The sequence below is a fragment of the Thermoactinospora rubra genome (assembly GCF_002093975.1).
Classification (GTDB): domain Bacteria; phylum Actinomycetota; class Actinomycetes; order Streptosporangiales; family Streptosporangiaceae; genus Nonomuraea; species Nonomuraea rubra_A.
On the sequence record NZ_KZ084326.1, the window covers coordinates 101,990 to 115,881 of the forward strand.

The 13,892-nt window shown below is 72.0% G+C and carries 10 protein-coding genes; 3 read left to right on the forward strand and 7 right to left on the reverse strand.

Going from position 1 to position 13,892, the window contains the following annotated elements:
• Window position 1: 1 nt before the first annotated feature.
• The 4 genes from BSB02_RS04750 to BSB02_RS04765 all read right to left on the reverse strand — a co-directional run bounded on the left by BSB02_RS04750 (window position 2) and on the right by BSB02_RS04765 (window position 5,167).
• Complete coding sequence (locus BSB02_RS04750) at window positions 2-976, reverse strand: alpha/beta fold hydrolase (protein ID WP_084957176.1); 975 nt, start codon at window positions 974-976, stop codon at window positions 2-4.
• Window positions 973-2,925, reverse strand: a complete 1,953-nt coding sequence (locus BSB02_RS04755; RefSeq protein WP_084957178.1) for a vWA domain-containing protein — start codon at window positions 2,923-2,925, stop codon at window positions 973-975. Before BSB02_RS04755 ends, BSB02_RS04750 begins: the two co-directional genes overlap by 4 nt.
• A 63-nt stretch (window positions 2,926-2,988) precedes the next feature.
• On the reverse strand, window positions 2,989-3,741 hold the full coding sequence (locus BSB02_RS04760) for a hypothetical protein (protein WP_143590238.1): 753 nt from the start codon (window positions 3,739-3,741) through the stop codon (window positions 2,989-2,991).
• Window positions 3,742-3,781: 40 nt separating this feature from the next.
• Window positions 3,782-5,167 carry a sigma 54-interacting transcriptional regulator gene (locus BSB02_RS04765; protein WP_420855829.1) on the reverse strand — a complete coding sequence of 462 codons (1,386 nt, stop codon included), beginning with the start codon at window positions 5,165-5,167 and terminating at the stop codon, window positions 3,782-3,784.
• A gap of 104 nt (window positions 5,168-5,271) precedes the next feature.
• On the opposite strand from BSB02_RS04765, the gene BSB02_RS04770 reads away from it, so the two are divergent.
• Window positions 5,272-6,438, forward strand: coding sequence for an FIST signal transduction protein (locus BSB02_RS04770; RefSeq protein WP_240506183.1), 1,167 nt, complete (start codon window positions 5,272-5,274; stop codon window positions 6,436-6,438).
• A gap of 10 nt (window positions 6,439-6,448) precedes the next feature.
• Here the strand turns inward: BSB02_RS04770 and BSB02_RS04775 are convergent, their stop codons facing one another.
• Both BSB02_RS04775 and hppD read right to left on the reverse strand, forming a co-directional pair.
• Window positions 6,449-7,858, reverse strand: a complete 1,410-nt coding sequence (locus BSB02_RS04775) for a M1 family metallopeptidase (protein WP_084957185.1) — start codon at window positions 7,856-7,858, stop codon at window positions 6,449-6,451.
• A gap of 97 nt (window positions 7,859-7,955) precedes the next feature.
• Window positions 7,956-9,065: a 4-hydroxyphenylpyruvate dioxygenase gene (gene hppD, locus BSB02_RS04780; protein WP_084957187.1), complete on the reverse strand. Its 1,110-nt coding sequence runs from the start codon at window positions 9,063-9,065 to the stop codon at window positions 7,956-7,958.
• 97 nt (window positions 9,066-9,162) lie between these two features.
• On the opposite strand from hppD, the gene BSB02_RS04785 reads away from it, so the two are divergent.
• Window positions 9,163-9,684, forward strand: a complete 522-nt coding sequence (locus tag BSB02_RS04785; RefSeq protein WP_084957189.1) for an Lrp/AsnC family transcriptional regulator — start codon at window positions 9,163-9,165, stop codon at window positions 9,682-9,684.
• A gap of 63 nt (window positions 9,685-9,747) precedes the next feature.
• Window positions 9,748-11,829, forward strand: a complete 2,082-nt coding sequence (locus tag BSB02_RS04790) for a transglycosylase domain-containing protein (RefSeq protein ID WP_240506184.1) — start codon at window positions 9,748-9,750, stop codon at window positions 11,827-11,829.
• Between the two features lie 100 nt (window positions 11,830-11,929).
• On the opposite strand, the gene BSB02_RS04795 is transcribed toward BSB02_RS04790, so the two are convergent.
• A complete protein-coding gene (locus BSB02_RS04795; RefSeq protein ID WP_084957191.1) occupies window positions 11,930-13,885 on the reverse strand; it encodes a thioredoxin domain-containing protein in 1,956 nt (651 codons plus the stop codon).
• Window positions 13,886-13,892: the final 7 nt, after the last annotated feature.

Consider the following 13,892-nt stretch of genomic DNA (forward strand, 5'->3'; position numbering starts at 1 on the left):
GTCACGACCGGCCGATCCAGCCGCCGACCGCCTCGGCGTAGGCGTCGGGCAGCTCCTGGGGGAGCAGGTGACCGGCCGTCTCGAAGACCCGGTGCTCCCAGTCGGGCCGGCGCGCGGCGAGGTCGTCGATCGTGCCCTCGGCGACGAGCCCGTCCTGACCGCCCCACAGCAGCAGCGCCGGAGCGCCGATCCGGGCGATCGCCTCGTGGACCGTGTGCCGGTCCACGAACAGTGCCGTCATGGTGGAGGCGAAGGCCGTGACGGCGGCGCCGAGCCGTTCCGGCCGGGCGGTACGCAGCTGTTCGGCCAGCAAAGCCCGCGTCTGCGGCGAGACGCGGGACATGTCGCCGCCGAGCAGCTCGCTCCGCGACAGGACCTCCGGGTCGGTGTACATCCGCAGCTTGGCGTCGAGCAGCCGCCGCCCCGCCAGAGCCAGCGCCGCCCGCGTCAGCGGGGCGCCCACGGCCAGCGCCAGGCGGCCCCACGTGCGCCAGAACCGCTCCTCGCCCTCCGGCAGCGGACCCGGTAACGCGGGCGCCGCGAGGACGAGCCGCTCGACGTGCGAGGGCGCCGACGCGGCGAACAGCACCGCCACCAGCCCGCCCATCGACCAGCCGTGGACCACCGCCTTCTCCAGCCCGAGCCGCGAGGCGAAGGCGCGCAGGAAGCGCGCCGACGGCTCGGCCTTGGCGGCCCGCGGGTGCGGGCACGCGGTGTGCCCGAACACGGTGCCGGGCAGGTCGGGAACGATGACCCGCCCGAGCCTGCTCAGCGGCGGCACGGCGTCCAGCCACATGGTCGCGCTGCCGGCCATGGGGTGGACGAGCAGGTGCGGGAGCCCGGAGCCGGCCTCCAGGTAGTGGACGGGCGTGCCGTGCACCTCGGTGTGGAGGCTGCGGACGCCCGCCCAGCGCGGGGAGACCTCGCCCCAGTCCGCGTGCGGCCCGGTGCGCGGCCCGGCGTGCGGGGCGGTCACCGGCGCGTGCGGCGCTGCCGCAGGAAGTCGCTGACGACGTACTCGCCCAGGCGCTCCGCGCTGGGCGAGAAGACGCGCCCGCCGTTGCGCCGCGCGACCTCGTCCACGAACTCCCTCAGCCGCTCGTCCGCCGCCAGCATGAACACGTTGATGGTCGCCCGGCGCCTGGTCATCTTGTCCACCTCGGCGAGCGTGAGCTCCAGCGTCTCGCGCGAGGGCGGCCACTCGAAGGCCGGCTGGCCGTTGCGCATGAGGTGCGCCGTCGGCTCCCCGTCGGTCACCACCAGCACGACCGGCTCGAAGTCGGGATGCCGGTCCAGGTGGCGTCCCGCGATCAGCAGCGCGTGGTGCAGGTTCGTCCCCTGCACCATGTCCCAGTCGAGCCCCGCCAGCTCATCCGGCTGCAGCACGCGGGCGTAGTTGGAGAAGCCCACGATCTGCACCGCGTCCTGCGGGAACTTCGACGCGACCAGCGTCTGCAACGCCAGCGCGGTCTCCTTGGCCGCCGCCCAGGTGCCGCGCAGCGCCATCGAGTACGACAGGTCGACCAGCAGGCACACCGCCGCCGCGCTGCGCCGCTCGGTCTCGGCGACCTCGAAGTCCTCCACCGACAGCCGCACCGATCCGCTGCGGCCGCCACCGTTGCGTATGCCGTTGACCAGGGTACGCACGACGTCGATCGGCTGCTCGTCGCCGAAGCGCCACGGGCGCGAGCTGCCGGTGAGCTCCCCGGCCGAGCCCGCGTCGTGCTGGTCGTGGTCGCCCCGCCGTCCGGCCTCCAGCGACGTGAACACCCGGCGCAGCGCCGTCTCGCCCAGCCGGCGCACCGCCTTGGGCGTGAGCTCCAGCTTGCCGCGGCGGCGCACCAGGTAGCCCTGCTCCTCCAGCTCGCGCTCGACGCGCTTGAGCGCCTCCAGGTCGTCCACCGCGGAGCGCCCGAGGGCCCGGCGGATCGCCGCCTCGTCGATGTCGTCGAGCCTGGCCCCGGGGTAGTCCTGGCGCAGGGCCGCCTCCAGCTGCGTGAGGTCGGCCAGCTCCGCCAGCGCGGTGACCGCGTCGGCCATGCCCATGGGCTCCTCGCCCGTGATCCGCTCGGGAGTGTTCCAGGCCAGGTCGGGACGGCGGGCGTAGAGCTGCTCGCCCAGCCGGCGCATCTGCTCGGCCAGGCCGGCCTGCTCGAGCGTCTGGTTGATGAGGTTGGCCAGCTCCTCGCGCTGGCGCGGGGTGAGGGAGGCGAGCATCCGCTGCGTGGCGGCGGCGCGGCGGGCGAGGGCGTCGACGAGCTGTTCGAGGTTGCGGGGCCGCTCGGGGAACAGGTCGCCGTACTCGTCCATGAACCGGTCGAAGTCTTCCTGGGTGTGCTCGCCCCTGGCGTCCTTCTCCAGCATGTCGTTGAGGTCCGACATCATCCGCCGGATGCGCTCCATCGCGGCCGGGTCGGGGTTGGCCAGCGCCTGGCGCATGCCCTGGAACTGGCTGTCGAGCACCTCCTGCCGCAGCAGGGCACGCAGCTCCTCGAACGTCTGCCGCGCGGCCGCCGAACGCCACTCGTAGTCGCTGAGCTGCTGGATCGCGCTCGCGGTGTCCTCGGGCAGGGAGTCGAGCTCGGCCTCGCGCATCCGGGCGTCGTCGGAGGGGTCGGGGAACAGCTCGGCCCGCTCCTGGCCGATGGCCTTGTCGAGCAGCGCACGGGCCCGTTCGAGCGTGCCGTCGAGCCTGCCGCGCTCGCGCAGCTCCCGGCGGCGCCGCCGTACCTCGCGGAGCATGTCGTCCAGGCCGCGGTGGTCGGGACGCCCGGGAAGGCCACGCTTGAGCAGGTCGCGTAGCGCGTGTACGGGCGTCGACCCGGACAGGATGGCGTCGCCCATCTCGTCCAGCGCGGCGCGTACGTCGTACGGCGGGGCTAGGGGATCGGGGCCGTCGTGGTACTCGCCATAGCGATAGGCCATGAAACCACGCTACATCGGGCAACCCGGGCGCGGGCCGGGGTCGGCCGAGCGGCCCATGGGCCCTCAAGCGTCGCCGAAGACCTCCCAGACGCTCAGCAGCTCCCGGCTGAACGGGTTGTACGTGACGACCGCCAGCACCGGGTGCTCGACCTGCCGCAGCACCCTGGCGAAGTCCTCGGACGTGCAGCCCTTCGTGCCCAGGCCGTCGTCGTCGGCGTTGACCGGCTTGCCGGTCAGCCAGCCCGCGCCGCACGTGGCCGTGACGCGGTTGAAGGTCAGCCGCCAGGTGTGGGTCAGCTCGACGCCCTTGACGGCGATGGTGTCGCCGTCGACGCGCCGGATGGTGCCGCGCAGGGTGCGCGTGTAGTACTTGGCCGGCAGGAACTCCCTGACCTGCACCGCCTTGGTTCCGTCGTGGACGACGCGCACCGGCGCGGGCCCGAAGGCCAGGCGCCGGGCTAGGTCCTTCGGCGTGCACCGGGTCTTGCCCAGGCCCTTGCGGTCCACGGCGAGCCTGCCCTCGGTCTCCTTGAGGTCGCACTCGGCGGTGAGCCGCCGGAAGTCGGCCCCGCCGTAGGCCAGCTTCAGCTCCCGGGCGCCCGGGATGGCCTCGAGGCTGTGGAAGGGGATCCCGTCGCGCTCGGTCAGGGACGCCGACACCGGAGTGATGCGCAGCCTGCCCGCGCCGTCGGCCCAGGCGTAGCCGTACGCCGTCTGGCGGCCGGTTGCCTGGGCCGGCGCCGCCACCAGGAACAACGCGGCGAGGCAGGCGGAGAAGAACAGGCGCATGGTGGGCTCCCCGTAGTGTGCGGTCACGCGCGATCACACTGTAGGACGCGCGAGCCCACCCGAATGTTCACGTACGGTAAACGTTCACCCCGTCGACGTCGTCCTTGGACAACCGGCGCATCAGGTAGAGCCCTTCGAGGGCGAACTCCAGCGCGGCGGCGGCGTGGCCGGGGGACTCCTCCTCGATGCCCAGCCGCGACATGATCTTCGCCAGGCCGGGGACCGGCCCCATGCGGCGCAGCAGCTCGGCGCCCGGCACGAGGTCGCCGGACTCCACCTGGTTGCCGTCGGCGAACTTGTCGGTGAGCGGCGACAGGTCCATGCCGCCCAGCCGGCTCCTGAACGTCTCGGCGACGGCCCGCCGCAGCAGGTGGGCCAGCACCTCCAGCTCCCTGCCCTCCTCGCTGACCTCGAACTCCACCTTGCCGCGCAGGCTGGGGACCACCGACGGCAGGTCGCACACCCGGGTCACGGGCCGCTCCTCGCCGGTCAGCGCGGCACGCCGTACGGCGGAGGCCGCGGCGGTCTCGGTGGCGGCGATGGAGAAGCGGGCCGACACCCCCGAGCGCGCGTCGACGGCCGTGGACTCGCGCACCAGGCGGGTGAAGCGCGCGATCACCTCCAGCAGGTGCTCGGGCACGTCCGCGCCGATGTCGGCGTGGGACTCCTGGCGGATCAGCGTGAGCTCGTCCTCGATCGTGCGCGGGTAGTGGGTGCGGATCTCCGCGCCGAAGCGGTCCTTGAGCGGGGTGATGATCCGGCCGCGGTTGGTGTAGTCCTCGGGGTTGGCGCTGGCGATCAGCAGGATGTCGAGCGGCAGGCGCAGGTTGTAGCCGCGGACCTGGATGTCGCGCTCCTCCAGCACGTTCAGCAGCGACACCTGGATGCGCTCGGCCAGGTCGGGCAGCTCGTTGACCGAGAAGACGCCGCGGTTGGTGCGCGGGACCAGCCCGTAGTGGACGGTCTCCGGGTCGCCCAGCGTGCGCCCCTCGGCGATCTTGATGGGGTCGACGTCACCGATCAGGTCGCCGACCGAGGTGTCGGGCGTGGCCAGCTTCTCGCCGTAGCGGTCCTCCCGGTGCTTCCAGGCGACGGGCAGCTCCTCGCCCAGCTCGGCCGCCATCCGCCGGCAGCGCACGCAGACCGGCGTGTACGGGTGATCGTTGATCTCGCAGCCCTCGACCACCGGCGTCCACTCGTCCAGCAGGCCGGCGACGGTGCGGATGAGCCGGGTCTTGCCCTGGCCGCGCTCGCCGAGCAGGACCACGTCGTGCCCGGCCAGCAGCGCGCGCTCCAGGTGGGGCAGGACCGAGTCGTCGAAGCCCACGATGCCGGGGAATCGAGGCTCGCCCGCGCGAAGCCTGGCCAGGAGGTTCTCGCGGATCTCCGCCTTGACGGTGCGGTGACGGTGGCCGCTTTCGCGCAATTCGCGGAGGGTACGTGGCTGCTGCACGAAACCGAGACTACGTTGCCGCGCCGGAGTTCGCATCGCTCGGTGAATTCGGATCTTGACGATTTCATGCGAGTGCTTCTCCCCGTTATGGGGAGATAGGCAGTGTGTCAGTGTTGACGAGCCGCTTCGCCGACGGCTTGGCCGTGGGTACGGATCTGGTGATCGCGGCGGAGTCCGCGGTACGCCAGGCCACGTCACGGCTCAGCGGGCCGGCTGATCTGATCTGCTTCTTCGTCTGCGGCGAGGACCCCGACGACGTCACCCGCGCGGGGCTGCGCGCCATGGACATGGCCGAGGGCGCCCACGTGATCGGCTGCAGCGCCACGGGGGTGATCGGCGGCGGCCGAGGCGTCGAGCTCACCCCGTCCGTCAGCGCGTGGGCCGCCACGCTGGACGCGGGGCTCACCACCTTCGCCCTGGAGACGCTGGCCGCCGAGGACCGGTTCGTGGTCGTCGGGCTGCCCGAACGCCGCCCGGACGACCGCGTGGCCATCCTGCTGGCCGACCCCTACAGCTTCCCCGCCGACGCCTTCGTCGAGCGGTCGGCCGAGGTGCTGGGCGACCTGCCGCTGATCGGCGGGCTGGCCAACGGGCTGCGCGGGCGCGGGTCCGTCCGGCTGTTCGCCGACGGCGTCGTCCACACCGAGGGCGCCATCGGGGTGATGATCAGCGGTGCGGTGAACGTCAGCACCGTGGTCAGCCAGGGCTGCCGGCCCATCGGCCCGTCGATGGCGGTGACCATGGCCGAGGACAACCTGCTGCTGGAGCTGGCCGGGCAGCCCGCGCTGGCCCGCCTGGAGGACATCGTCAGCGACCTGGACGAGGAGGACCGCGAGCTGGTGGCCTCCGGGCTGCAGATCGGCGTGGCGATGGACGAGTACGCCGAACGCCACGAGCGCGGCGACTTCCTCATCCGCGGCGTGCTCGGCATCGACCCCGAGCGCGAGGCGGTGGCCATCGGTGACGTGGTCGAGATCGGCAGGACCGTCCGCTTCCAGGTGCGCGACGCGCGCACCGCCGACGAGGACCTGCACCACCTGCTGGAATCCCACGTCCGCGAGCTGGGCCGGGTGGACGGCGCGCTGCTGTTCTCCTGCAACGGGCGCGGCTCGGCGATGTTCGGCACGCCCGACCACGACGCGGCGGCCGTGCGGGCGGCCCTCGGGCCGGTGGGCGTCGCGGGCTTCTTCGCGGCCGGGGAGGTCGGCCCCGTGGGCGGCGTGAACCACGTGCACGGCTTCACCGCCTCGGTGCTGGTGTTCTCCTCCTGACCTGCCGGCCTCACGGGGCCTTCGGCCGCCCGGCGGTGAACAGCCAGGTGTCGAAGAGCGCGTCGAGGTCCTTGCCCGCCGCCCGCTCGGCGCGGGCGATGAACTGCTGCGTGGTGACGTGCCCGTAGCGGTGCTCGCTCGCCCATGCCTTCAGCAGCTTGAAGAACACCTGGTCGCCCACGGCACGGCGCAGCGCGTGGAGCGTCATCGCGCCCCTGATGTACACCGACTCGTGGAACAGGTCGTCGGGCTTGGCCCGGCCGGGCGGGTAGGACCAGATCGCGTCGGAGGCCGGCCGGGACAGGTAGGAGCGGAAGGTCGACTCCGCGCTGGCACGGCCGCGGTGCTCGGCCCACAGCCACTCGGCGTAGGTGGCGAAGCCTTCGTTCAGCCACAGGTCGCGCCAGCGCTTGATGGTCAGGCTGTTGCCGAACCACTGGTGCGCCAGCTCGTGCGACATGATCGACTCGTCGGGGTCGAAGCCGCCGTACATCGGCTTGGTCTGCGTTTCCAGCGCGTAGCCCGCGGCGTAGTCGTCGACCACGCCGCCGGTGGAGCCGAAGGGATACTCGCCGAACAGGCCGCTCCAGTAGTCGGTGATCTGGCCGGAGAGCGTGTAGACCTTGTCGAGGGAGCCGCGGAAGCGCGGGTCGACGGCCGCCAGCAGCGGCACCCCGCGGGCGGTCTTGCCCTGGCGCACCTCGAACCTGCCGAGCGTCATCGTCGCCAGGTAGGTGGCCATGGGGTGCCGCTCGCTCCAGGTGAAGGTGGTCCTGCCGCCGGAGGTCGCGGGCGGCTTGGTCATCTCCCCGTTGGCCAGGGCGGTCAGCCCCTTGGGCACGGTGATCTCGAAGTCGAACCTGGCCTTGTCGGCGGGGTGGTCGTTGGCGGGGAACCAGGTCTTGGCGCCGTTGGGCTGGCAGACGACGTAGGCGCCGTCGGGGGTGGCCAGGAAGCCGTAGGTGCCCAGGTTGGCGCCGTCCTTCACGCGCTGTGGCTGGCCGGAGTAGGACACCGTGGCGGTGAACCGGGCGCCCTTGGCGACGGGCGCCTGCGGGATCAGGGTCAGCTCGTCGCCGTCGCGCGTGAAGGCCGCCCGCCTGCCGTCGACCTCGGCGGACCGGACGGTCAGCCCGGACAGGTCGAGGTTGAAGCGCGCCAGCGACTGCCCGGCGGTGGCCTCGACGGTCGCCGTGCCGTCCAGGTGTCTGCGCTTGGGGTCGTAGGCGAGTTTGAGCCGGTAGCGCCGCACGTCGTAGCCGCCGTTGCCGTCGAGCGGGAAGTCCTCGTCGCCGATGCCCGGCGCGCCGGTCGCCACGGCGGAGGAGGTGCGGCGCGGGGGCAGGCTGCCGTCCCCGTTGGTGGGGGAGCAGCCCGCCACCAAGCTCAGGACCACGATGACCAGCAGGCATGACCTCATGGAACCAGAAGACTACGCCACGTCACCAGCGGTTTCGGCCGAAACGGCGACCCGCGGACGGCGAGGTCCGCGGGTCGCCCTGTTCGCTACAGGTTCACTACAGGTTGCCCCGGCGGGCCTGCTCGCGCTCGATCGCCTCGAACAGCGCCTTGAAGTTGCCCTTGCCGAAGCCCAGCGAGCCGTGCCGCTCGATGAGCTCGAAGAACACGGTCGGCCGGTCCTGCACCGGCTTGGTGAAGATCTGCAGCAGGTAGCCGTCCTCGTCGCGGTCCACCAGGATGCGGCGCTTCTTGAGCTCCTCGATCGGCACCCTGACCGTGCCGATGCGCGCCCGCAGCTCGGGGTCGTCGTAGTAGGCGTCGGGCGTGTCGAGGAACTGCACGCCGGCCTTCCGCATGTAGTCGACGGTGGCGAGGATGTCGTTGGTGGCCAGCGCGATGTGCTGCACGCCCGGGCCGCCGTAGAACTCCAGGTACTCGTCGATCTGCGACTTCTTCTTGCTGATCGCCGGCTCGTTGAGCGGGAACTTGACCTTGCGCGTGCCGTCCGCCACGACCTTGGACATCAGCGCGGAGTACTCGGTGGCGATGTCGTCGCCGATGAACTCCGCCATGTTGGTGAAGCCCATGACGCGCTTGTAGAACTCCACCCACTCGTCCATCTTGCCGAGCTCGACGTTGCCCACGCAGTGGTCGATGGCCTGGAACAGCCGGCCGTTCTTGACGTCCGGCGGGGCGACCAGCGGCTCGGCCGGCTCGTAGCCGGGCAGGTAGACGCCGGAGTAGTTGGACCTGTCCACCAGCGTGTGCCGGGTCTCGCCGTAGGTGGCGATGGCCGCGAGCACCACCTTGCCGTTGTCGTCCTCGAGCGTGTGCGGCGCCACCAGCCCGCGCGCCCCCTGGGCGATCGCGTGCTCGTAGGCGGCCTCCACGTCCGGGACGTCCAGGGCCAGGTCGATCACGCCGTCGCCGTGCTCGGCCACGTGGCGTGCCAGGTCCGTGCGGGGGCGGATCGACGAGCGCAGCTCGAAGCGGGCGCTGCCCGAGGTCAGGACGTAGGCCACCTCGTCGCGGCTGCCGTTTTCCGGCCCCCGGTAGGCGACCAGCCTCATGCCGAAGGCGGTCGAGTAGTAGTGGGCGGCCTGCTTGGCGTTGCCCACCGCGAACACCACGGCATCCATGCCGTTCACCGGAAACTTGTCGCTCATACCTCCAACTCTCGATTTCGATGGGCGAGTTGTGCAAGAGTTGCCTGAAACAGTGGACAAATTGTCCAGTTAACCCTTGGATGGCCCGGGAAACGCCGTGACTATTGACCAGCTCGACGCCGACCTCATCGCCCTGCTGAAGAAGGAGCCCCGGCTGGGCGTGCTGGAGTGCTCCCGCCGCCTCGGCGTCGCGCGGGGCACCGTCCAGGCGCGCCTGGACCGCATGATCGCGCGCGGTGTGATCATGGGGTTCGGGCCGGACGTGTCCCCCGCGGCGCTCGGCTACGCCGTGACCGCCTTCGTCACGCTGGAGATCAGGCAGATCGCCGGGCACGACCCGGTGACCGAGGGCCTGGCCCGCATCCCCGAGGTGCTGGAGGTGCACACCATCACCGGCGGCGCCGACCTGCTGTGCCGGGTCGTGGCCCGCTCCAACGCCGACCTGCAGCGGGTCATCGACCAGATCGTCGAGGTCAAGGGCGTGGTGCGCACCTCCTCCACCATCGCGCTGGACACGCCCGTGCCGTACCGGGTGCTGCCTCTGGTCGCGGACGTGCCGCGGCACCGCCAGGGGGACGCGCGACGCGGCGGGAGCGGGCCCCAGCGCGGCGTGACCTAAAGCATCGTTACCTGTCGTTTATCCTTGGCCTTCGCCTGACACACAGCGATCGGGGGGTTGCGCGTGCGGCTGCCAAAACGGCGGGTTGTCCGTTGGTCACTCATCATCGCGGGCGCCGGGCTGATCGCCGCGATCGGCCTGTTCGCGATGGCGTGGGCGATGACGCCGATCCCGGACAGCTCCAAGAAGGAGGCCACCGCCCAGGGCTCGGTGATCTACTACCGCGACGGCAAGACGGTCCTGGCCAGGCAGGGCGTCAACCGCAAGAACGTCCCGCTGTCGGCCGTGCCGGGACACGTGCGCGCCGCCGTGATCGCCGCCGAGAACCGCTCCTTCTACTCCGACAGCGGCGTGTCCGTCCGGGGCACCGCCCGCGCTCTGTGGTCCACGCTCACCGGGCACCAGCTCCAGGGCGGCTCCACCATCACCCAGCAGATGGTCCGCAACTACTACAGCGGCCTGAGCCAGGAGCGCTCGGTCGTCAGGAAGATCAAGGAGATCTTGATCGCGTTGAAGGTCGACCAGTCCAAGTCCAAGGACTGGGTGCTGGAGCAGTACCTCAACACGATCTACTTCGGCCGCGGCGCCAACGGCGTCCAGGCGGCCGCGCAGGCGTACTTCGGCAAGGACGTCGGCGAGCTGACCGTCGCCGAGGGCGCCTACCTGGCCGCCGTCATCCAGCAGCCCAGCCGCTTCGCCGACCCGCGGGGCGCCGGGCTGCAGGCGGCGCGGGATCGGTGGAAGTCGGTCGTCGACGCCATGGTGCAGATTGGGGCGCTCAGCCCCGAGGAGGCGGCCCGGCAGGCCTTCCCGGCGCTCGCCAAGCCCAAGAAGCCCTTCGGGCTCAAGGGCCAGGCGCAGTACATGGTCGACCAGGTGCGCGCCGAGCTCAACCGGCGCGGCTACTCCGACGAGGCCATCAACGGCGGCGGACTGAAGATCGTCACGACGTTCGACAAGTCGCTGATGGCCGCCGCCGAGCGGGCCGTGAAGGCGGTGCTGCCCGAGGACACGCCCAAGCAGGTCCGCGCCGGGCTGGCCGCCGTCGACCCGGCCACCGGCGAGGTCGTCGCCTTCTACGGCGGGCGCGAGAAGGTCAGCCAGTACGACAACGCCTTCTCGGCCAAGGTGCAGGCCGGGTCCACGTTCAAGGCGTACACGCTGGCCGCGGCGCTGGACGACGGCTTCGAGCTGTCCTCGCGGGCCGACGGCAACTCGCCCATGCGGGTGGCCAGCAAGCCGATCAAGAACTCCGGCGGCGTCTCCTACGGGCACGTCGACCTCGTCACCGCCATGCAGCACTCGGTCAACACCGCCTTCGTCGATCTCGGCCGGCAGGTGGGGCTGGACAAGGTCGTCAAGGTCGCCGAGGCCGCGGGCATCCCGGCCGGGCAGCTGGAGCCGCACGCCAAGGCGGCCACGCTCCCGCTCGGCGTGGCGTCGGTCAGCGCGGTGCAGAACGCCTCCGGCTTCGGGGCCTTCGCCAACGGCGGCGTCCACGTCGAGGCGCACGTGGTCAAGTCGGTCACCGGGGCCGACGGGAGGAAGAACGTCGTAGCGCCGGTGAGCACCACGGTGGTGTCGAAGCAGGCGGCCGCGGACACCACGTACGCCTTGCAGCAGGTCGTCAGGGGCGGCACGGGCACCGCGGCGCGGCTGTGGGACCGGCCGGTGGCGGGCAAGACAGGGACCACGGACGGGTCAGCGGCGGCGTGGTTCGTGGGGTACACGCCGCAGCTGTCCACGGCGGTGAACCTGTTCCGCGACGACAACGAGACGGTGGTCGTCGGGGGGAGCGCGCAGTACGGCGGGCAGCTGCCGGCGCAGATCTGGCGGGCGTTCATGACCGAGGCTATGGAGGGCGAGCCGGTCGTCGAGTTCCCGGAGCCGTCGGACTACGGGTACAGCTACGACTACGACCCGGTGGAGGAGGAGCCGCGGCAGGAGGAGGAGCCCCAGGACTGGGAGGACTTCGCCGAGGACTTCGGGCCCGAGGAGGGGCTGCCGGAGGTCACGGAGACGACGCCCATCACGCCGCCGACGGAGCAGCCGGAGACCACGGGCGAGCCGGAGCAGTCGCAGGAGGTCGTCCGCCCCACCGAGCCGCCCTCGACCGAGGCCGACTCTCCGGAGCCGACCCGGTGACGGGCTTCCCCTCGCCGTATCCCCCTCCCGCCGCCTTTCCACGCCCCGCCGTACGGGGTTGAGGACCAAGGGGAGAGGGGTGGTACGGCGGGGCGGTGCGTCAGGGGTGGGACAGTTCGGCGCGCAGGGCCTCGGGGGAGGTCACCGGCAGGCGGCACGCGAAGTTGCGGCACACGTACGCCGCCGGAGCGCCGTCGACCAGTCCACGGCCCTCCAGCAGCGGCACCTCGCCGTTCCCCGACCCGTCCCCGAGGGCGACGACCAGGGGCGTGTCCGCCAGCAGGGCGGCCCTGTGGAGCGCGCGCGTGCGCGGGTCGTCCGGCGGCCCCACCACGGCCACCTCCACCGGCCCCGCCAGCGCCGCCTGCGCGACCGCCAGCCCCCACCCGGCGAACCGCGCGTGCCCCCGGGCCAGCACCGACACCGTGCCCAGCGCCGCCTCCGCCGCCTCCCGGTGCCGTGAGGAGCCCGTCAGCGCCGCGTACGACAGCAGCGCCCCCGCCGCCGCGAACTGCCCGGACGGCGTGGCGTTGTCCGTGGGGTCCTGCGGCCGCTGGAACAGCCGCTCGGCGTCGTCGGCCGTGTCGTAGAAGCCGCCCGACCCGTCCGCGAAGCGCGTCAGGACCGTCTCCAGCAGGGTCCCGGCCAGCGTGAACCACCGGCTCTCGCCCGTCACCCCGTACAGGGCGACGAGCCCCTCGGCCAGGTCCGCGTAGTCCTCCAGCACGCCCGCGTTGCTCCCCGCGCGCCCGTCCCGCGACGTGCGCAGCAGCCGCCCGCCGTCGACGTGGGCCTCGGCCAGCAGCCGCGCCGCCGAGGAGGCCGCCTCCACCAGGGCGGGCCGTTCGAACACCGCCCCGGCCTCCGCGAGCGCGGCGATGGCCAGGCCGTTCCAGGCGGCGACCACCTTGTCGTCGCGGCCGGGCCGTACCCGCCGCTCGCGCGCCTCGAACAGGGCCCGCCGCACCCGCTGGAACCGGTCGGCGTCGCCGGGGTCGGACAGCAGCTGGAGCACCGAGGTGCCGTGCTCGAAGGTGCCCGTCACCTCGAAGACCTCCGCCGCCCACGCCCCGTCGTCCTCGCCCAGCACCTCTGCCAGCCGGCCGGGAGTCCAGACGTAGAACCTGCCCTCCTCGCCCTCGCTGTCGGCGTCGAGCGCGGAGGCGAAGCCGCCCTCCGGGGTGCGCATCTCGCGCAGCAGCCAGTCGGCCGTCTCCAGCGCCACGCGCCGCCCCAGCGGCGAGCCCGTGGCCTTCCACCAGTGCGTGTACACGCGCAGCAGCAGCGCGTTGTCGTACAGCATCTTCTCGAAGTGCGGCACCACCCACGAGCCGTCCACGCTGTAGCGGGCGAAGCCGCCGCCCAGCTGGTCGTAGATGCCGCCGCGCGCCATCCGCTCCAGGGTCAGCCCGGCCATCTCGCGCTCGCCGTACCGCAGCAGGAACTCCAGCACCATCGACGGCGGGAACTTCGGCGCCTCGCCGAAGCCGCCGTTGGCGGGGTCGAAGCTCTGGCGCAGGTTGTCCACGGCCAGCGCCAGCGTCTCGGCGGTCGGCAGCGGCCCCTTGGGGAAGGCGCCGTGCCGGGTGAGCGCCTCGACGACCTTGGCGCCCTGGCGCAGGACGTTCGCCCGGTCGCTCGTCCACGTGTTGTGGACGGCGAGCAGCAGGCGCTGGAACTGCTCGCGCGGGAAGTAGGTGCCGCAGTAGAACGGGTGTCCCTCGGGCGTGGCGAACACGGTCATCGGCCAGCCGCCGTGCTGGGTCATCGCCTGGGTGGCGTTCATGTAGACGGCGTCGACGTCGGGCCGTTCCTCGCGGTCGACCTTGACGTTGACGAAGTAGGAGTTCATCAGCGCCGCGGTGTCGGGATCCTCGAAGGACTCGTGGGCCATGACGTGACACCAGTGACATGCCGAATAGCCGACGCTGATCAGGAGGGGCACGTCCCGGCGTTTGGCCGCGTCGAACGCCTCCTGTCCCCATTCGTACCAGTCGACCGGGTTGTCGGCGTGCTGGAGCAGGTAGGGCGAGGTGGCGTTGGCGAGCCGGTTCACATACCCA